At 70.9% G+C, this 18,197-nt stretch carries 15 protein-coding genes; 5 read left to right on the forward strand and 10 right to left on the reverse strand.

What is annotated here, in order from left to right; genetic code table 11:
• Positions 1–97: 97 nt before the first annotated feature.
• From NE234_RS19095 to NE234_RS19115, 5 genes are all read right to left on the reverse strand, one after another.
• Positions 98–1,267: a zinc-dependent alcohol dehydrogenase gene (locus tag NE234_RS19095; protein ID WP_252781770.1), complete on the reverse strand. Its 1,170-nt coding sequence runs from the start codon at positions 1,265–1,267 to the stop codon at positions 98–100.
• Positions 1,264–2,202, reverse strand: coding sequence for an SRPBCC family protein (locus NE234_RS19100; protein WP_252781772.1), 939 nt, complete (start codon positions 2,200–2,202; stop codon positions 1,264–1,266). The genes NE234_RS19095 and NE234_RS19100 overlap by 4 nt, the downstream gene beginning before the upstream one ends.
• A gap of 178 nt (positions 2,203–2,380) precedes the next feature.
• Positions 2,381–3,145, reverse strand: a complete 765-nt coding sequence (locus tag NE234_RS19105) for a class I SAM-dependent methyltransferase (RefSeq protein ID WP_252781774.1) — start codon at positions 3,143–3,145, stop codon at positions 2,381–2,383.
• A 20-nt stretch (positions 3,146–3,165) separates the two neighbouring features.
• Positions 3,166–4,143, reverse strand: a complete 978-nt coding sequence (locus tag NE234_RS19110; protein WP_252781775.1) for a hypothetical protein — start codon at positions 4,141–4,143, stop codon at positions 3,166–3,168.
• A 154-nt stretch (positions 4,144–4,297) separates the two neighbouring features.
• Positions 4,298–5,146, reverse strand: coding sequence for an SAM-dependent methyltransferase (locus NE234_RS19115; protein ID WP_252781777.1), 849 nt, complete (start codon positions 5,144–5,146; stop codon positions 4,298–4,300).
• A 427-nt stretch (positions 5,147–5,573) separates the two neighbouring features.
• Here NE234_RS19115 and NE234_RS19120 point away from each other — a divergent pair, with 427 nt between their 5' ends.
• The gene (locus NE234_RS19120) at positions 5,574–8,273 is read left to right on the forward strand and encodes a helix-turn-helix transcriptional regulator (RefSeq protein WP_252781778.1); all 2,700 of its coding nucleotides are present in this window, start codon (positions 5,574–5,576) and stop codon (positions 8,271–8,273) included.
• A 171-nt stretch (positions 8,274–8,444) separates the two neighbouring features.
• The gene (locus NE234_RS19125) at positions 8,445–8,876 is read left to right on the forward strand and encodes a DUF2267 domain-containing protein (protein WP_252781780.1); all 432 of its coding nucleotides are present in this window, start codon (positions 8,445–8,447) and stop codon (positions 8,874–8,876) included.
• A gap of 1 nt (position 8,877) precedes the next feature.
• Here the strand turns inward: NE234_RS19125 and NE234_RS19130 are convergent, their stop codons facing one another.
• Entirely contained in the window at positions 8,878–10,521 is a 1,644-nt protein-coding gene (locus NE234_RS19130; RefSeq protein WP_252781782.1) for a right-handed parallel beta-helix repeat-containing protein, read from the reverse strand.
• On the reverse strand, positions 10,521–11,654 hold the full coding sequence (locus tag NE234_RS19135) for a polysaccharide pyruvyl transferase family protein (protein WP_252781783.1): 1,134 nt from the start codon (positions 11,652–11,654) through the stop codon (positions 10,521–10,523). Before NE234_RS19135 ends, NE234_RS19130 begins: the two co-directional genes overlap by 1 nt.
• Positions 11,655–11,954: 300 nt before the next feature.
• Here NE234_RS19135 and NE234_RS19140 point away from each other — a divergent pair, with 300 nt between their 5' ends.
• Positions 11,955–13,475 carry a flavin-containing monooxygenase gene (locus NE234_RS19140; RefSeq protein WP_252781785.1) on the forward strand — a complete coding sequence of 507 codons (1,521 nt, stop codon included), beginning with the start codon at positions 11,955–11,957 and terminating at the stop codon, positions 13,473–13,475.
• Positions 13,476–13,563: 88 nt separating this feature from the next.
• A complete protein-coding gene (locus tag NE234_RS19145; protein ID WP_252781787.1) occupies positions 13,564–14,004 on the forward strand; it encodes a nuclear transport factor 2 family protein in 441 nt (146 codons plus the stop codon).
• A 73-nt stretch (positions 14,005–14,077) separates the two neighbouring features.
• Here NE234_RS19145 and tatA read toward each other — a convergent pair whose 3' ends face one another.
• Positions 14,078–14,482 (reverse strand): Sec-independent protein translocase subunit TatA, encoded by a 405-nt coding sequence (tatA, locus tag NE234_RS19150; RefSeq protein WP_252781789.1) that lies wholly within the window; start codon positions 14,480–14,482, stop codon positions 14,078–14,080.
• A gap of 165 nt (positions 14,483–14,647) precedes the next feature.
• Here tatA and NE234_RS19155 point away from each other — a divergent pair, with 165 nt between their 5' ends.
• Entirely contained in the window at positions 14,648–15,451 is an 804-nt protein-coding gene (locus NE234_RS19155) for a polysaccharide deacetylase family protein (RefSeq protein ID WP_252781791.1), read from the forward strand.
• 9 nt (positions 15,452–15,460) lie between these two features.
• Here NE234_RS19155 and NE234_RS19160 read toward each other — a convergent pair whose 3' ends face one another.
• Both NE234_RS19160 and NE234_RS19165 read right to left on the reverse strand, forming a co-directional pair.
• Entirely contained in the window at positions 15,461–16,465 is a 1,005-nt protein-coding gene (locus NE234_RS19160) for an LLM class flavin-dependent oxidoreductase (protein WP_252781793.1), read from the reverse strand.
• A gap of 91 nt (positions 16,466–16,556) precedes the next feature.
• Positions 16,557–18,026, reverse strand: coding sequence for an MFS transporter (locus NE234_RS19165; RefSeq protein ID WP_252781795.1), 1,470 nt, complete (start codon positions 18,024–18,026; stop codon positions 16,557–16,559).
• Positions 18,027–18,197 lie beyond the last annotated feature (171 nt).

Below are 18,197 nucleotides of genomic sequence, written 5' to 3' on the forward strand. Positions count from 1 at the left end.
CGCTCACACAGGGAGCATCTCCGCGTACCGCCCCCGTCCGGAGACGGTGAGATGAGCCGACGGCGAATCTTCGCCGACGAGTGACGTTCTTGGGCCGTCAGGGGTGCAGGACGACCTTGTTGCACTCCTCCTGCTTGTCGCGGAAGATCTCGTAGCCGTGCGGAGTGTCGTCCAGGCTCATGTGGTGGCTGATGACGAAGCTCGGGTCGATGTCCCCGTGCCGAATCCGGTCGAGCAGGGGGCGCAGGTACTTCTGCACGTGGCACTGCGCGCCCCGCATGGTCAGAGACCGGTTCATGAACGAGCCCATCGGGAACTTGTCGACGAGCCCGCCGTAGACGCCGATCACCGACACCGTCCCGCCGTTGCGGCAGGACATGATCGCCTCGCGGAGGACGAACGGCCGGTCCGTCTCCAGACGCGTGGCCTGCTTCGCCCGGTCGTAGGCGTACATCGGCGTGGCGTGGTGCGCCTCGAGGCCGACGGCGTCGATGCAGGAGTCCGGGCCGCGACCGCCGGTCATGTCGCGCAGCGCGTCAGGGATGTCGATCCCCTCCTCGTAGTCGAGCGGGTCGGCGCCCATCCGCTCGACGCGGCGCAGCCGGTACGGGAAGCGGTCGATCGCGATGACCCGCTCGGCGCCCATCAGGAACGCACTGGCGATCGCGAACTGGCCGACCGGGCCGGCGCCCCACACGGCGACGACGTCGCCGTGCTTGATGTCCGCCATCTCCGCCCCGATCCATCCGGTCGGAAAGATGTCGGACAGGAACAGCACCTTCTCGTCGGGCAGGTCGTCCTCGATCTTGATCGGGTTGACGTCGGCGAACGGCACCCGCGCGTACTCGGCCTGGCCGCCGGGAAAGCCGCCGAGCATGTGGCTGTAGCCGTAGATGCCGGCCGGCGAGTGCCCCATGAGCTTCTCGGCCATCCCGGCGTTGGGGTTGGAGTTCTCACAGACCGAGAACAGTTCGTTCTCGCAGGCCCAGCAGCGCCCGCAGGCGATCGGGAAGGGGACGACCACGCGGTCCCCGGGCCGCAGTTTGCTGACCTCCGACCCGACCTCCACGACCTCGCCCATGAACTCGTGGCCGAGGACGTCGCCCTTCTTCATCGTCGGGATGAAGCCGTCGTAGAGGTGAAGGTCGGATCCGCAGATCGCCGACGAGCTGATCCGGACGATCGCGTCGTGACTGTTGAGTATCTGCGGATCCGGAACGTCCTGGACCTCGACCTTCCCCCGGCCCATCCAGCAGTTGGCTCTCATCGGAATCCTCCTCTCGCCAGCGGCTGGGCCGGACGCTGCCGCAGCTGCCGCGTCGTGCGTGTGCCCTCCGGCGTGCTCTCGGAGCGGACGACCTCGCCGGTCTCCATGACCTGCTTGAACCTGCGCAGGTCGTCGCGGACCATCTGGTCGGGGTGCTCACCCAGGAGACGGGTGAACGCCGTCGCGGCTCCGCCGCCGCGCGGCGCGTAGTGCAGGGTCACCCGTACCTCCGTGCCCCGGTCGCCGGGCGCGTCGGTGAAGCGGATCGCGCCGCTGTTGCCGGCGATCATCCCCTCGGTCGCGTGCCAGGCGATCAGCTCGTCCGGGCGGTCGTCGATGATCTCCGCCTCCCATTCGAGGGTCCTGCCCAGCGGTCCCGTGGCCCTCCAGCGCGAACGCCCGTCCCCGAGGTCGCGGACCGTGTCGAGGTGGATCATGAATTGAGGGAGGTTCTCGAGGTCGTGCCAGAAGCGATAGACCTCGTCGCGTGGGCGGTTGACGGTGATGGAGGCGTGCACGGTGCCGGCGCGGGCGCGGGCGCGGTCCGGCTTCCGGCGCCGGGTCCCGCGCAGCGCGACGTACACGTCGACCGCGGTGATCGCGACGCCCCCCGCGGTCGCTGCCAGGACCCGGGAGCGCCGGTGGCCCATCCGGTTCGAGGCCGCCAGGCCGAGGGTGCTCAGGTCCATCACGTCGCCCGCGACCCGCGTCCACACGAGCGGTCCGGGCGTGCGGCTGCCCAGCAGCAGCACCGCGTGCACCACCTCGCGCAGGCCCACCAGTCGCACCATCGTGCGAGCCGACCTCGAGTCGTCCACGCCGCACAGCCGGCTGATGACGTCGGAGGCGGTCAGCGGTGCGATTCCCAGGCCGAGGCTCGCCACTCCCAGCGCGCGTGCGAGGCGGTCGGCCCTACGTCGGTCTTCATCAGTCATGTTGTTCACCTGCCGATTCACCGTGATCGCGGCAGGTTCGCCGCGGTCGGCCGCGGCCCGGTTCGCCGGCCTGCGACCGAAGACGCTCCAGAGAAGGAAGTGGAGCCTACGAATCCGGGCCCTACCCCCGATGTGCCCGTTTAGCAGGTGTTTTGATTAAAGATCGGCAAATCCGGGGTCAGCGGCGCTCCGCCACCAGGAGCATGAAGATCGCGGTTGGGAAGCCCGTGCGCCACCATGGATCGTTCCGGAGCTGCTCGTCCGTCGGGTGCGGCTCCCGCAGATCCGCGATGACGAACCCGGCCTCCCGGAGGGTCCTGGCGTAGAACTCCAGCGGGCGGAGCCACGAGGTGATCTTCGAGGGTGAGCGGAGCCCGTCGACCATGAAGTGCTGGTCGATGCCCCGCCCGGCGAAGTACTCCGCCGCCGGAACGCTCGTGCTCGCTCCGCGCTCGGCGTTGCCGGTGTAGAAGCAGGGATGCAGCGTGAGGATGATCAGCCGCCCCCCGCTCCTGAGCACCCGGCCGAACTCATCGATCGCACGCGACGGGTCGTGCAGGTGGCTGAACAGGTGGTTGCAGACCACCAGGTCGAAGGAGGCGTCCTCCATCGGCAGCGCGTCGACGCTCGCCCGGGTGAACGAGGCCGAGCCGGGACCCTCGCAGGGCAGGCCCTCGGCGGCGTCGATCAGGCCGTGGCAGGCGTCGACGCCGACGACCCGGGCACCGCGGGCCGCCAGGGTGCGGGTGAGGTACCCCTCGCCGCAGCCGGCGTCCAGGACCCGCAGGCCCGCGCAGTCGCCGATCGCGTCCAGGACGGCGCGGTCGGTCAGCTCGGTGCGGTACCGGTCGCGGCTCTCCCGGATCACCCGCACCCAGTAGTCGGTGTTCGCCTCCCACCGCTCCCGGGTGAGTTCTGCGACGTCCTGGTACGTCCGGCCCATCTGTCCCCCCTCTGGCATGGTCAGGCCACGCCCTTCAGCTGCCGCACCAGCGTGGTGCAGGCGGCCCTTATTCGCTTGTCCCGGCAGTCGGCGGCGCGCTGCTCGAGTGTCGTGATCAGATCAGTGATCCGCCGCCCGAACGTCGGGTCGCGGCGCAGCGCGAGCGGAAGGTACGTCGACACCAGGTAGTACACGTAGGCGTCGTTGTAGGTCTCGATCTCCCGCAGCACCTCGGCCGCCGTGTTCCGCAGCAGCAGCGAGTTGGGCAGCGTGAAGTCGGAGCTGATCCGGCCGTCCCGCATGTAGGTGGGGAAGGACCATTCCTCGAGCGCGGCGTACACCGGTGTGCGGTCCAGCTCCCGCCGGTACCTCTCGGCGAGCTCCAGGTCGTTCGAGCTGATCAGCGCGCCCATGACCACCCCGCGCATCATCAGGGCGCTCTGGCGGCCGGGCCGCTGCGGCGCCAGGTCGGCGTCCGGCGCACCGGCCGCCTTGCTGACCTGGTGGGTGAGGATGTTGAGCGTGAGCAGTGAGTGGAACGAGTACGTCTTGCGGCTCAGGCGGGGCGCCAGATCGATCGACGCCTCGACGAGCCTGCCCGGATCGCCCAGCAGGCCGTGTCCCGGCTCGGCGGAGAACAGCGCCTCCAGCGCGCGATCCTGCTCCCGTCCCCAGAAGCGGGCGAGATAGGAGGAGACCCGCTGGCTCGGGCCGTCGCGGACGATGTACAGCGCGGCCTCGAGGGCGTTCAGCAGGAGCTGGCGGGCCACGGTCGAGGTCTCCAGCGCGTCCAGGTTGACGGACATCCCTTCGGCCGCGAGGTCCGCGATCAGTGTGGTGCGCCGCTTCAGCAGCGAGTGCGCCATCGCGTACTCGGCGATGCCGGGCACCGACGACATCAGGCTCTGCAGTGACCGGCCGCTGACGCGATCCAGCCAGTCGCTGTTGTCCCACAAACGAAAGACGGTGCTCTCGTCGAGACCGGAGAAAATCGCCACATCGGACATCGTCAGCCCGATGTCCTGCGCGATTTCGGAAAGGGGCTTCGGGTCGCTTTCGGATGGCATCACGCGCTCGGGAAGTAGCACTGGCGGGCGCATCGATCCTATCCGGCGACCGAGCAAAGCACGACGAATCGGCTTGATTTACATTTCAACGTTTGCGCCCCACGCAGCCGATGAGGGGTACCGCGTCGGCCGGGTCCGGCTCTCCTCCCGAGCGCGAGAGCGGCAGACCCGCCGGGTAGGGCGCGACCGGTTCGAGGCCGTGGGCGATCCGCGCTATCTCGAACCTGCTGCGCGGGAGGAACGACAGACCGGCCTCCTCGTACAGCTCGGCCACCGCCTCCAGGTCCGGCGTGCGCTCGGCGTGGGACACCACCACGTGGCTGCCGGTGGGCAGGTAGCGCACGAGCTCGTCCACGATCCGGCGCGGGTTCTCCGGGATGAAGGGCAGCACGTTCAGCAGGAACACCGCCACCGGCTCGGTCAGATCGAGGAGCCGCAGCAGTTCCGGGTCGCCGAGCACCGTCGACGGCTCGCGCAGGTCCCCCTCGTACACCCCGACGCTGCCGCCCACGGCCATCAGCGCACGAGCGTGGGTCAGCACCATCGGGTCGTTGTCGACATACGCCACCCGGCAGTCCGGGTCGATCCGCCGCACGGTCTCGTCGAGGTTGATCTCCGAGGGGAGACCGCAGCCGATGTCGAGGAACTGCCGGATGCCCCTCTCCTCGGCGAGGAAACGGGCCGTGCGGTGCAGGAAGCCCCTGTTCACCTGCACCAGCCTGGCGATGACGGGCGCCTCGTGCAGCGCGCGTTCGGCCAGATCACGATCGACGGAGAAGTTGTCCTTGCCCCCGAGGTAGTAATTGTCCATCCGGGCGACGTTGGGCGTCGCGGCGTCGATTCCGGGCGGGGAGGCGTCCTCGTACGTCTCCTCCGCCCCGTACGGCCAGGCTCGGTCGAACTCCGGCCGCGGCATCCTGAGGACCGACCCCATGGTCATCACACCTTCCGTCCGGAGTGGGCGGCCGGGCCGAGGACCGCGACGCACGGAGTCGCGGTTCGTGTCGGGCGGCGTGTCACGGCGGCGCCGCCGACCCTGCCGGCCGGTCTTTCGGGACCAGGATGTGCTCCCATGACAGACAGCCTTACGCGTCCGGGGAATCCCGTCACGGGTCCTTGCATGCGCGCAAAACCCCCATGGCACGCTGCGGTTCCACGGGCGCCCGGCCGTCCCGGCGTTCCGGGGGCCTCTTCGGGGGTCGGTAACGGTCTATCTGACCCCCCGAAAAGATCGTTACCGAAAATGCGCGTATCCCGCCGTCCTATCCTCGGGAGAGGGGGAGCACGGGAGCCATGACCGAGCGAAGCGAGGGATTCAACGAGCACAGCACCTTGGTCATGAGGCCGACGGAGGAGGCTCCATGACCGTTCAGCGTTCACGGGTCGAGACGCCGCGCCACGAGAGGACGGTGCGGGGCCGCGAGCGCGCGTGGGAGGCCATCGTCGCCCTGACGCGGTCGGCGCGGGCCGGGCGGTCCGGCGTCCTCCTCATCGAGGGCGAGGCGGGGACGGGCAAGAGCCTCCTGTTGGCGAAGGCCGCGGCCACGGCCGCGGCGCCGGGCTTCTCGACGGCGACCGGGGGAGCGTGGGAGTTCGAGGAGATCCGGGCCGCGCTGGAAGGACGCTGCGGCGAAGGACCCGTGCTGGTGGGCCTGGACGACCTGCAGTGGGCCGATCCGGCCACGCTCACGGCGGTTCACACGCTGACGCGGGCGCTGGCCTCCCGCCCCGTCGTGTGGCTGCTGGCCCGGCGTACGACCGGGCGCGCGATCGAGGCCGGCCGCCTGTTCGACCTGCTCGAACGCGAGGGCGCGACGCGTCTCACGCTCGGCCCGCTCGACGACGCGACCGTGCGGGAGGTCGTGATCGACATGCTCGGGGCGGTGCCCGACCCGGACCTGCTGGCGCTCGCCGCGGAGACGGGCGGTGACCCGGCCCTCCTCGCCGAGCTGCTGTCCGGGCTGCGGGACGAGGAGGCGGTGACGGTCGTCGGCGGGCGGGCGCGCCTGGTGACCCCGCGGATCCCGGAGCGGATCCGCGCCGGCCTCGGCCGCCGCCTGGGCCGGATGAGCCCGGCGACGCGTCACCTGCTGACCGTGGGCGCGGTCATCGGGCGCTCCTTCTGTCCCGAGGACGCCGCCGAGGTGCTCGGCACGACACCGGCCGCGCTCCTGCCGCAGCTCGACGAGGCGTTCTGCGAGGGGTTCCTGGTCGCCGCCCCGGAGGAGCTGGCGTTCCGCAACGGCCTGGTCTGGCGGGTCGTCGCGGACGCCGTCCCGGCGCCGGTCCGGCGGGCGCTGCACCGGCAGGTCGGGGACCTCCTCATGAAGCGGGGCGGGAGCGCGATGCCGGCCGCGGCCTCGCACCTGATGCAGGGGATCCGGGCGGGCGACGCCCGCGCCCTGGCGGATCTCGACCGGGCGGTCGCCGCCGTGACCCCGGTGTCGCCCCGCTCCGGGGCGGCCCTGGCCGCGCACGCCCTCCGGCTCACCGATCCGGCCGAGCCGGCCCGGCCCGCCCGTACGGTGACGGCCGTCCGCGCCCTGAGCACGGCGGGCCGGCTGGAGGACGCCCTGGACCTCGTGGACTCGGCGCTGCTGACGCCCCTGCCCGGTGAGACGTCCGCGCGGCTGCGGTGCCTGCGGTCGGCGATCCTCCCCCTGACGGGCCGGACCGGAGAGGCCGCGGCCGAGGCGAGCGCACTCCTCACCGTCCCGGGGCTGTCCGGCGAGCTGCGCGACGAGGCCGAACTGGTGCTGCTCAACGCGCAGGCGGGGATGGGCGACGACGGGGCCGCCCGCGCGCGAGCGGAACGGATCATGTCCGCGGGGGACGGCCACGGCGACGCCCTGGTCACCGGCGCGCTGATCACCCTCGCGCTGTCGGAGTGGGGGGCCGGACGGCCGGCCGACGGGCTGCGGCTGGCCCGTGCGGCCGTACGGCGGGCGGAGTCGGCGGATGCGCGCCGTCTCCACCCCCGGATGATCCTGGCGATGCTGCTGATCGACGTCCTCCGCCTGGAGGAGGCCCGCGCGGTGATGGCGGGCGCGGGGGAGGAGGCCGAGACGGCCGGCCACCTGGCCTGGGCGGCGGCGCCCGCGGTCCTGCGCGCCCGCATGCACCTGGCCGAGGGGCGCTTCCACGACGCCGCCGCCGAGGCCGGGGCCGGTCTGGCGATCACCAGCCGGCTCGGACCGCACGTGCTCACCGCGTACGCGCTGTCGGCTCTGGCGACGGCGATGATGCGGGCCGGTGACCTGTGCGCGGCCCGGCGATACGCCGAAGGGGACCGGCCGCCGCCGTGCCACTGCGGCTCACCGTACGCAGACGCACGGCTCCGCCTGGCCCGGGCCCAGGTCACCGTGGCCACTGAAGGCGCGGCCGCGGCGGCGGAGGCGGTCGGACGGCTCTGCGACGACCTGGAGACGCACCGCTGGACGCTGATCAGCGAATCGACCGCGGCGCCGTGGCTCGTACGGACGGCGCTCGCCCTCGGCGACCGGGCGCGGGCCCGGGCGGTCGTCGCGGCGATGGACCGGCTGGCCGGCGGCCATCCCGTCTTCGCCGGCCTGGGCGTCACCGCCGCGCACGCGCGCGGCCTGCTCGACCGGGACCGGGACGCGCTCGAGCGCGCCGCCGCCGGGCACACCGACCCGTGGGCGCGCGCCTCGGCGGCCGAGGACCTGGGAATGCTGATCACGGCGGAGGGCCCCGCCCTGCGGCGGGACGCCGTCGCGATCCTGGACACGGCGCTGGCGGCCTACACGGATCTCGGCGCGGCCCGCGACGCGGCACGGGTACGCCGCCGGCTGCGGCGGCTGGGCGTCCGGCGCCGATACTGGAGCCAGACCGACCGGCCGGTCTCGGGCTGGGCGAGCCTCACCGACACCGAACGCAGCGTCTCCGCGCTCGTCGCGCAGGGCCTCACGAACCGCCAGGTGGCGACCCAGATGTCCATGAGCACCCACACGGTCGCCTTCCACCTGCGGCACGTCTTCCGCAAACTCGACGTGACCTCACGGGTCGAGCTGACCCGGCTCACCATCGAGGCGGGCCCCTGACCCGGCCGGCCCGCCGGGGTGGCGCCGGCTCCCGTCGGCTCGTGGGACGGGCGCGTGCCGGCGGAGGAAAATCCCGGCAAAAGAGCTGGTGGCCGAGATTGCCGCCGGTGACCGAGGGCATGGGCGCTGCGACGGCGGGCGGTGCGACGCCGGAGGAACGGAGGCACTGCGATGCCCCAGACGGGATACCACTCCATCGACACCACCGTCGACAAGACCAACCGCATCCTGCACCAGATCGAGGAGTCCTACGACTGGCCGAAGGAGCGGCGCAACCAGTCCTACAACGCCCTGCGCGCCGTACTGCACGCGCTGCGCGACCGGCTGACGGTCGACGAGGCCGTCGACTTCGCCGCCCAGCTTCCGATGCTGGTCCGGGGGATGTACTACGACGGATGGCATCCGAACCAGGTGCCGAAGAAGATGCACCGGGACGAGTTCCTCGACCAGATACGGGCGGAGATGCCGCCGTACGAGATCCAGGGCGGCCTGGAGGACCTCGTGCGCACGGTCACGGAGGCGCTCAGGGTCTACGTCACCGAGGGCGAGTGGGAGGACGTCAAGGCCGAGATGCCGAAGGACGTCGCCGCCATGCTGCCCTGAGTCACGCCTGCCCGGGGCACCCGTCGAGCCCGTGGTTGTGGTGCCAGCAACCGCCGGCGGGCTCGGTGTCGAACCGGACGGCTCCGACGCCGTTCCCTTCGAAGTCATTGTCGTGGACCCACGCGACACCGCAGGTCCCGCGATCGGTGATGACGAGCCCGTGGGTCTGGGTCTTGCGAGGTTCGCCGTCCCATACGCGGTTGTCGTGGATCGAAGGACTGCGCACGCTCGCGGCCAGCGTGATGCCGGCTCTGATCCCGGGTGCGTCGGGCAGCCGGTACGGTACGCCGGGATTCGGGGTGCCCTCGGACCACGCGGTGGCGGCACCGGGACGGGAGGGCGCGAGGATGAGTTCGGTGGCGGTGTTGCCGATCACGACGGCCTGTTGCCCGCCGGCCGTGACCCACTTGCCGATGTGCCCGTCCGTGCGCCAGGCGGCCGAGGTGTCCATCAATGAGTGCGTCGTGTAGAACACCGTGTCGCCCCCGCCTTCGTCCGCCGGTTCGCACTGCCGGCCGTTGCTGCGGATCCGGTTGCCGGCGATGTCGGGATCGGCGAGCGCCGAGTCGATGAAGACGCCGTCGAGGCCGTTGTCCCAGAACTCGTTGGCGTCGATGATCATGTTGGCGGCCGCCTCCTGAGGGCCCGCGGCCAGGTTGTGCTGCCAGTACCCGTAACGGCCGTTGCGGCTGATGCGGTTGCCCGCCAAGGTGTAGGGGCCCGGGGTGTTGCCGATCGCGACACCGTCCCAGACGTTGTGCTCGATGACGCAGCCGGTGATGACCCCGCCGCGTCCGGCGACGGCGGACGTGCCCAGGGCTGAGACGTCGTAACCGGCCTGGTGGTTGCCGATCAGGGTGCAGCCGGACACGACCAGTCCATCCGTGCCCCAGTCGGAGAGGCCGAAGCGATTGCTCTCCGAGTGACAGCCGATGACGCGTATGCCGCGGGTCCGCGGCCATTCCCGGTTCTGCAGTTCGAAGAAGATGCCGTTCGTGCCGTTGCGAACGGTGGTGCATGAGGAGACGGTGCAGCGTTCGACGGAGCCCCAGCCGCCGGTGCCGATGCCGATGCCGGCACCGCCCAGCCACTCGCCGTCGCGCTCAAGCCGCCCGCAGTGGACGACGAGCAGGTTCTCGACGAAGGTGTCCTGCAGGAAGTCGCAGCCGAACCCGGTGGCCGGAGTGTCGTGGATGTAGAGGTCGCGGAATCTTCCCCGGAGGACGTACTGCAGGCCGAGCCCCTTGGCCAGCACGTCGTACTCGGGCAGGATCACACCGGAGCCGTCGATCTCGAAGTGCGCGAAGGTGCAGTCGGCGATGTGGTTCTGGCGACCAGCGCCGTGTTGCAGCGTGGTGAAGTAGGCCAGGGGGGTGGCGGTGGCCAGGTCGCCGGGGTTCGCCAGGGAGAACCGCGTGGCCGCCGGGCCGGCCCCGATCAGGGAGATGCCGCTCCGCCAGACGGTGCCCCGGTCGCGGATCGAATAGCGGCCCGCCGGGCAGAAGATGGTGCGCGGCCGGCCATCGTCCAGGTAGGCGTCCCCGAGCTTGTCGACCAGGTCTTGCAGGGCGGGCTGGTCGTTGGCCTTTCCGTCACCGACCAGCCCGTGCTCGAGCGCGTTGTGGAAGAAGGGATCTGTGGACATCAGGAGACCGGATCCAGTCGATCGATGAGGATGCGACAACGCTCCTGGTTCTCCCGCGCGCGCTCGCGCAGGTACTGGAAGCGCTGCCGCAGTCGGTCGGTGCAGGCGTGCCGTTCGTCCCAGAGCCGGTCGAGCTGGGCGAGCAGCGGCCCCGCCTGGCTCTTCGCGATGCCGGTGAGCGCGGGCGCGCCGACCGTCTGCGCGAAGTCGAAGACCTTCCCGGCGTACGGCAGAGGCAGCACCGGGACTCCGGCGCAGGCGGCGAAGATCAGGAAGTGCAGGCGCATGCCGACCGCGAACTCCAGGTGCCGCATCAGCCCGGCGATCTGGCCGGGGCTGTAGGGGCGGTTCAGGATCCGCGCGTTCTCCGGCGCGCTCATCGCCGACAGCACCGCGTGTGCGTGGGCGATGTCGCCCCGCTCCATCGGCACGAACACGGCCTGGGCGTTGTACCTGCACGTCATGAAGTCCGCGATCTCCGCGATCAGACCGTGGTAGGTCCTCTCGTCGAGGTTGTCGGCCGCGCCTCCCGGCTCCCGCACCGAGATCCCCACGAGCCGGGTGTGGGCGTCGATTCCCTCGCGGATCAGCATCTCCTCGGTGAAGTCCTCCGGATCCAGCAGCACCGCCGCGTCGGCGGTGGCCGAGATCTGCCGGGTGACCCCCATCCCCTCCAGGACGAGGATCGACTCCTGGTCCCTGACCGTGAGGTCGGTCATCTGGTCGATGACCTCCCGTACGACGTCGATCTCCTCGTGGCCGGTGAGCGGCCCGGCCCCGATCGCGTAGCCGAACGTGGGAATGCCCAGCTGGTGAGCCAGGCGGACGGGGCGCATCACCGAGGCCGCGAGGCCGTTGTGCAGGATCCCGCCGCCACCGAGGACGAGCAGGTCCAGGCCGGTCTCCGCCTCGACGAGCTGTCCCTGGGACACCCCGGCGTAGGCCACCGCCGGGGTGCCGAAACGGGCACTCGTGTGTTCGGGGTGACGGCTGAAGACGATCCTCTCCGCCGTGGGCCGTATCTGCCGCAGGCTGTCCAGGACGCAGGCGAGGATGGCCTCATCGCCGAGATTCAGGCCCCCGTACGATCCGAGCACTCCGATCCGGAGTTCGTGCCGGTCAACATCCGACATCCGATTCACCTCCCCTCAGGTCCGGCCGGCCGGACGAGGGACAGGGCGTGAAGAGGGCGTCGGCGGCGGGCCCTACGGCGGCCCCCGGCGCCGGGGCACCGGCCGGCGCGGAGCCCGCGCCGGCCTGGCCAGAAGCACACACACCATGGTGACGGCAGCGGTGCGCCGCCACATCCTCACTTCATGTAGCCCCGTACCCCCGGTCGCCGGTACGACGCGGGCCGCCGGGTGCGACGTCGCAGATTCGGGCATACCGGCGTACCGTGCGGGTCGTACGAGCACGTGGGGAAGGGAGGCGGGATGACCGGCGTCGAGCACGTCGACATGTTGATCATCGGTGCCGGGCTGTCCGGCATCGGCGCCGCCCGCCATCTCCAGGAGGCGTTCCCCCGCAAGACGTACCTCATTCTGGAGGCGCGGGACGCGATCGGGGGGACTTGGGACCTGTTCCGGTACCCCGGGGTCCGCTCCGACTCGGACATGCACACCTTCGGCTACCGGTTCCGGCCGTGGGCCCAGGCGAAGGCCCTCGCGGACGGCGCGTCGATCCTGCGCTACATCCGCGACACCGCGACCGAGGCGGGGATCGACCGGCACATCCGGTTCGGGCACCGGGTCGTGTCCGCGTCCTGGTCGAGCGAGGAGGCCCGCTGGACGGTCGAGGCCGTCCACGACGACGAGCCGGTCCGGTTCACCTGCGGGTTCCTGTACACCTGCAGCGGCTACTACCGGTACGACGCCGGGTACACGCCGGACTTTCCGGGCGTGGAGCGCTTCGGCGGCACGGTCGTCCACCCCCAGCACTGGCCGGAGGACCTCGACTACACCGGCAAGAAGGTCGTCGTGATCGGCAGCGGCGCGACCGCGGTCACGCTCGTGCCCGCCATGGCCGAGCGGGCCGCGCACGTGACGATGCTGCAGCGCTCGCCCACCTACGTCATGGCGCTGCCGGCCGAGGACCCCCTCGCCACCAGGCTGCGGCGCCTGATCGGGAACCGCCGCGCGTACCCGATCGTACGGTGGAAGAGCGTCGCGGTGATCACGCTGCTCTACCAGCTCAGCCGCCGCCGTCCGCAGGTCGTCAAGTCGCTGATCCGCAAGGGGCTGCTCCGCCGGCTGCCGCCCGGCTATGACGTCGACACCCACTTCACCCCCCGTTACGAGCCCTGGGACCAGCGGATGTGCTTCGTCCCCGACGGCGACCTGTTCCGGGCCATCCGCCGGGGGGACGCGTCGGTGGTCACCGACCGGATCGAGGAGTTCACCCCGACCGGCCTGCGCCTGGAGTCGGGCGCCGAACTCGCCGCGGACATCGTCGTCACCGCGACCGGCCTGCGGCTGCTGCTGTTCGGCGGCGTACGGCTCGTCGTCGACGGCCGTGAGGTCAGGCCGCCGGAGACGATGGCCTACAAAGGCATGATGCTCAGCGGCGTGCCGAACTTCGTCTTCACGGTCGGCTACACCAACGCCTCCTGGACCCTCAAGGCCGACCTCGTCAGCGAGTACGTCGTCCGGCTGCTGCGGCACCTCGACGCCCACGGCTACGACCAGTGCGTGCCGTGCAACGACGATCCCACGATCGCCGAACGCCCCCTCCTCGACTTCCAGTCCGGCTACGTGCTGCGCTCGATCGACGAGTTCCCGCGGGCGGGCTCACGGGCGCCGTGGCGGCTCGGCATGAGCTACGCCCACGACCTGATCACGCTGCGGTACCGCGCCATCGACGACGGCGCCCTGCGCTTCTCCCGCCGGCCCGCCGCCTCCACGGCCGCCCGCCCCGCCGGCCGACCTCGCCGCGGTCGAGACGGGGAAAGCGGGTAACGGGACGGCGCCGGGCGGAGATCGACCGCAGGAAGGCCGAATCCCGCCTCTCCCGGCCGAACGGCCGGGCAGCGTCAAGGAGAAGACGATGGCCCTGAGCACTCAGGCGATGACCGACGAACAGCGCAAGGCGGTGGCACTGGAGTACCTCAAGCGCCTCGACCGCGGCGACGACTTCTTCGACCTGTTCGCCGCCGACGCGCAGGTGTACTTCCCCAAGTGGGGCGTCGCGAACGGCACGGACGAGATCAAACGGCTGTTCGCCGACGTCGGCGGCATCCTCGCCGCGATCGAGCACGACTACGCCTACCTCAACTTCGCCTACAACGGCGACCTGCTGGTGGTCGAGGGCACCTCTTCCGGTCGTACGGCGTCCGGCGCGGAGTGGCGGGCCGGCGTCACCCACGCCGGCCGCTGGTGCGACGTCTTCGAGATCCGCGACTTCCAGATCCAGCGGCTGTTCGTCTACCTCGATCCCGACTACGCCGACGCGGACACGGCCCGGTACCCCTGGCTGGCGGGTTCCTGACCCGTACGCGCCGCAGGGCGACCGCCCGGACACCGGAGCATCCCGCCTCCGAGCGGCCGCCGGGCGGCGTGTGTCATCCCCGGCCGGGACTCCGGTCCCCGCCGGGCGCGGCGTCGCGGCCCGGGACCGTCCGGTCCTGCGGCGGATCCGCCTGGTCATCCAGGCGCGCGGCCTCGTCCCGCAGGCGCGCGGCCTCCTCCCGCAACTCCCGCGCGGTCGCCTCCGGCCCGGTGGGCACTCCCTGCCCGGACGCCTCAGGCCCGGCGGGCACCTCCCGCGCGGGCGCCGGTCCCTCGTGCGTCTCCCGCGCCGGCACGCCCGGCTCGTCGTCATCGGTCATCAGGCCGTGGGTCTCGGACTTGAAGATGCGCATCGATCGCCCCAGCGACCGCGCGGCCCCCGGCAGCCTGGTGGATCCGAACAGCAGGATGACCACCGCGAGCACTATCAACCAGTGCCATATGGACAACTCACCCATCGCGCTCTCCTCGCCGACCGGCGCGCCAGACCTGACTCGTCCCGGGCCCATCACCCATCGTACTGTCGCGACCACTGAAAGCTTGGTCCGCCCACAAGATCCGTCATGCCACGCATTGACGCAAAGGCGGGTACGTAAGCGACGAAAGCGGCGATTGGGGGAGGCATGCGCAGACCGAACAGACGCCAGGCCCTGCTGGCCGTCACCGTCGCGGGCGCCGGCTTAGCGGCCGGAGGCGTGCCCGAGCTGCTGCGCATGCTGCGGCCGGACACCCGGCCGAAGAAGCCCGCGCCGCACGGGCACCCGGGGAAACCCGGACCCGCGCCGCGACGCGACCCCGGCTACGCGCACGGATCCCTGCGGGCGCTGCGCCGGCCGGTGCACAGCCTGCACGACCTGACACCGGCCGCTCCGCCCAACGCCGTCGCGCTGACCGTCGACGACGGGCCGCACCCGCGGTGGACGCCGATGATGCTGGACCTGCTCGCCGAACACCAGGTGCCGGCGACGTTCTCCCTGATCGCCGAGGAGGTCGCCCAGTATCCGAAGCTGGTCGAGCGCATCGTGGCCGCCGGGCACCAGGTGTGCGATCACACCGTGACCCACCCGCTGAACCTGCCAGGACTCGGCGCCGGCCAGATCAAGGAGGAGATCGGCGGCGCGCACGACCGGATCGCCCAGGCCTCGGGCGTCGCTCCGCGTTACTTCCGCGCCCCCGGCGGCAACTGGTCCGCCCAGGTGATGGACACCGCCGCGGAGCACGGGATGATCTGCATCGACTGGGAGGTCGATCCGCGCGACTGGGCCCGTCCCGGCACGCCGTCTATCACCAGGAGCATGCTCGACAGCAAGCCCGGCGCCATCATCCTGTGCCACGACGGCGGCGGTGACCGCTCCGAGACGATCCAGGCGCTGCGGACGGTGATCCCCGCCCTCAAACAGCGCGGGCTGGCATTCGTCGCACTGTGACTTCCTCCGCTACCGCAGGTACGGGGCGACGTGATCGACGATCGTCTGCAGGAGGCGCGCGTTGTGGTCGACGCCGAGCTGGTTCGGGATGGTGAGCAAGAGGGTGTCCGCGGCGGCGACGGCCGCGTCGGCGGCGAGCTCCTTCGCGATGACGTCCGGCTCGCCGATATAGCTGCGGCCGAACCGGGAAATCGCTCCGTTGAGAATTCCGACCCGGTCGCGGTCGTCCGCTGTGCGTCCGAAGTAGAGGCGGTCTTCGTCGCTGGTGACCGGCAGGACACTTCGGCTGACAGACACGCGCGGGGTGCGTTCGTGGCCCGCCGAGCGCCACGTCTCGCGGTAGATGTCGATCTGTTCGCGTTGCTGTTCGTCGAAGGGTGCTCCGGTGTCCTCGGACAGCAGTGTGCTACTCATGAGGTTCATGCCATGCTCGGCGGTCCAGACGGCGCTTGCCCGTGTAGAGGAGCCCCACCAGATGCGTTCGGTGAGGCCCGGCGAGCGGGGTTCAACGGGGAGTCCGGTGGAAGGGCCTGCGGCCGGGTCGGTTGATGCGATGGGGTGCCCGGCGATGGCGAGGCGGAACTGCGCGGTGTGATGGCGCGCCATGTCGGCGTCGCTCGTCCCCTCAGCGGGGACGTGCCCGAATGCCTCATATCCGCGGAGCGCCACCTCCTGCGATCCGCGGCTGAGTCCCAGCTGAAGCCGTCCGCCGCTGATGAGGTCTGCCGCCGCGGCTTGCTCGGCCATGGCGTAAGGGTTCTCGTAGCGCATGTCGATGACGGCAGTGCCGATCTCGATCCGGTGTGTGCGCGCGGCGATGGCGGCGAGCAAGGGGAAGGGCGTGGACGCTTGGCGGGCGAAATGGTGTACGCGCACGGCCGCCATGCCGATCCCGATCTCCTCGGCGGCGATCGCCAGCTCGATGGTCTGAATCAACGCGTCGCGGGCGGTGCGGGTGCGTGAGCCCGGCACGGGCTGGTAGTGACCGAAGGAAAGGAAACCGAGAGTCTTCATCGTGGTGTCCCGTGGTTGTTCTGGTCTGGTTGCAGAGGACCGGCGCCCTCGCCGTGTGTTCGGTGGGTTGACGGTGAGGGCGCCGGGGCGCTCAAGCGCCGGCCGTATGGGCGTGTCGGCGTGCGTTGAGGCCGAGGGCGGCGATTGCGCTGGCGAGGGCGAGCGCGGCGGAGGTCCACCAGGAGATGGCGTAGCCGTGGTGCGGATCGGAGTTGGGCAGAGCGAGGAAGATGACGAGAAGGCTCACGCCGAGGACGGAGCCGATCTGGCTGCCCATGTTGACCACGGCGCTGCCGGTGGCTGCTTGGTGGGGAGGGAGGTCACGGGTGGCAGAGGAGAACATGGTGGGCAGCGCCAGACCCATTCCGAAACCCCCGATGAGCCAGCCGGGGAGGATGCCGGAGGCGTAGTGGACGGCGTGCCCCCCGGTGGAGACGGTGATCAGGGCGATGCCGGCACTTGAGAGGAGGGCGCCGACTGCGGCGATGAGGCCCACGGGCAGCCGGTGGGCAAGTCGCGCGGCCAGCAGGGACGCAACGAACACCATGCCCGGTCCGGGCGCCACCGCGAACCCCGTCGTGACCACCGACCAGTCGCCTTGCTGTTCGAGCCACTGGATGATGCCCAGCAGTTGGAGTGTGAATGAGGCGTAGAAGAGTACGACCGCCACGTTCGCCGAGGAGAACACCAGGTTCCGGAAGATGCCGAGTTCCACGATCGGCACGTGCGCGCGGGACGAGCGGACGATGAACGCCATGAGCGACACCGCGGCCAGGCTCAGGCTGCCGAGCGTGGACGCCGCACCCCAGCCCCACTCCGGGGCCTTCACCAGCCCGACGGCGAGGGCTCCGACGGCGAGGATGATCAGCAACCCGCCGAGCAGGTCGGGGATGCGGGTGGCCAGGTCGTGGCGGACGTTGGGGATCAGGGGGACCGCCATGGCGATGGCGGCCAGGCAGAGGGGGATGTTGATGAGGAAGATCCACTGCCAGGCCGCGTTCGCCAGCAGACCGCCCGCCGCCGGGCCGGCCGCGGCGGCGAGCGACCCGCTGGCCGCCCAGATCTGCACGTATTTGTGCACCTTCGCAGGCGGGGCCGTCGCAAGGACCAAGCCAAGGCTGGCCGGGGTGAGCACCGCCGCACCGGCGGCCTGGATGACACGGAACACAACGAGGAGCCACAGATTCCCCGACAGCGCCGCGCCCAGGCTGGCCACGGCGAACAAGCCGAGGCCGAGGATGAAGGCGCTCTTACGTCCGTAGCGGTCTGCCAGCCGGCCCGCGGGGACCAGCAACGCAGCGAAGACGATGGCGTATGCGTTCAGGATCCAACTGAGATCTGACAGGTCGCGCGTACCGATCCCGCGCCCGATGGGAGCGAGGGCGACGTTGACGATCAGCAGGTCGAGCGCGGCCAGGAAGGTCGCCATCGCCAGCAGCGCCAGGACGAGCCTCGGCCGGCGAACGCTCGGCCCCGACGCGCCGGATGCGGCAGCAGTGGCTGTGTCCCTTCCTGGAAGTGGCTTGACGAGGGTCTGATCGGGCGGAAGGACGTCGGACATGACTTCTCCGTTCATGCGATCTGTGGTCGGTGCTCGACGCCGTGGCCTGGCATGCCAGCGGAACATCGACACAGGTACACGGAAGCGTTTACAAGCGGACCGTAACACACCCAAAGTGCTGAAGTAAACGGAACCGTGTACCTCAAGAGCGGCTCAGTGCTTCGCCCTGAC

The sequence above is a fragment of the Actinoallomurus rhizosphaericola genome (assembly GCF_024055675.1).
GTDB classification, from domain to species: Bacteria; Actinomycetota; Actinomycetes; order Streptosporangiales; family Streptosporangiaceae; genus Actinoallomurus; species Actinoallomurus soli.

Bases quoted from the DNA above. Each gene is read 5' to 3' on its own strand.
- NE234_RS19095 (WP_252781770.1), bottom strand. From the start codon at position 1,267: ATGAGAGCCAACTGCTGGATGGGCCGGGGGAAGGTCGAGGTCCAGGAC.
- NE234_RS19100 (WP_252781772.1), bottom strand. From the start codon at position 2,202: ATGACTGATGAAGACCGACGTAGGGCCGACCGCCTCGCACGCGCGCTG.
- NE234_RS19105 (WP_252781774.1), bottom strand. From the start codon at position 3,145: ATGGGCCGGACGTACCAGGACGTCGCAGAACTCACCCGGGAGCGGTGG.
- NE234_RS19115 (WP_252781777.1), bottom strand. From the start codon at position 5,146: ATGGGGTCGGTCCTCAGGATGCCGCGGCCGGAGTTCGACCGAGCCTGG.
- NE234_RS19120 (WP_252781778.1), top strand. From the start codon at position 5,574: ATGACCGTTCAGCGTTCACGGGTCGAGACGCCGCGCCACGAGAGGACG.
- NE234_RS19125 (WP_252781780.1), top strand. From the start codon at position 8,445: ATGCCCCAGACGGGATACCACTCCATCGACACCACCGTCGACAAGACC.
- NE234_RS19130 (WP_252781782.1), bottom strand. From the start codon at position 10,521: ATGTCCACAGATCCCTTCTTCCACAACGCGCTCGAGCACGGGCTGGTC.
- NE234_RS19135 (WP_252781783.1), bottom strand. From the start codon at position 11,654: ATGTCGGATGTTGACCGGCACGAACTCCGGATCGGAGTGCTCGGATCG.
- NE234_RS19140 (WP_252781785.1), top strand. From the start codon at position 11,955: ATGACCGGCGTCGAGCACGTCGACATGTTGATCATCGGTGCCGGGCTG.
- NE234_RS19145 (WP_252781787.1), top strand. From the start codon at position 13,564: ATGGCCCTGAGCACTCAGGCGATGACCGACGAACAGCGCAAGGCGGTG.
- tatA (WP_252781789.1), bottom strand. From the start codon at position 14,482: ATGGGTGAGTTGTCCATATGGCACTGGTTGATAGTGCTCGCGGTGGTC.
- NE234_RS19155 (WP_252781791.1), top strand. From the start codon at position 14,648: ATGCGCAGACCGAACAGACGCCAGGCCCTGCTGGCCGTCACCGTCGCG.
- NE234_RS19160 (WP_252781793.1), bottom strand. From the start codon at position 16,465: ATGAAGACTCTCGGTTTCCTTTCCTTCGGTCACTACCAGCCCGTGCCG.
- NE234_RS19165 (WP_252781795.1), bottom strand. From the start codon at position 18,026: ATGTCCGACGTCCTTCCGCCCGATCAGACCCTCGTCAAGCCACTTCCA.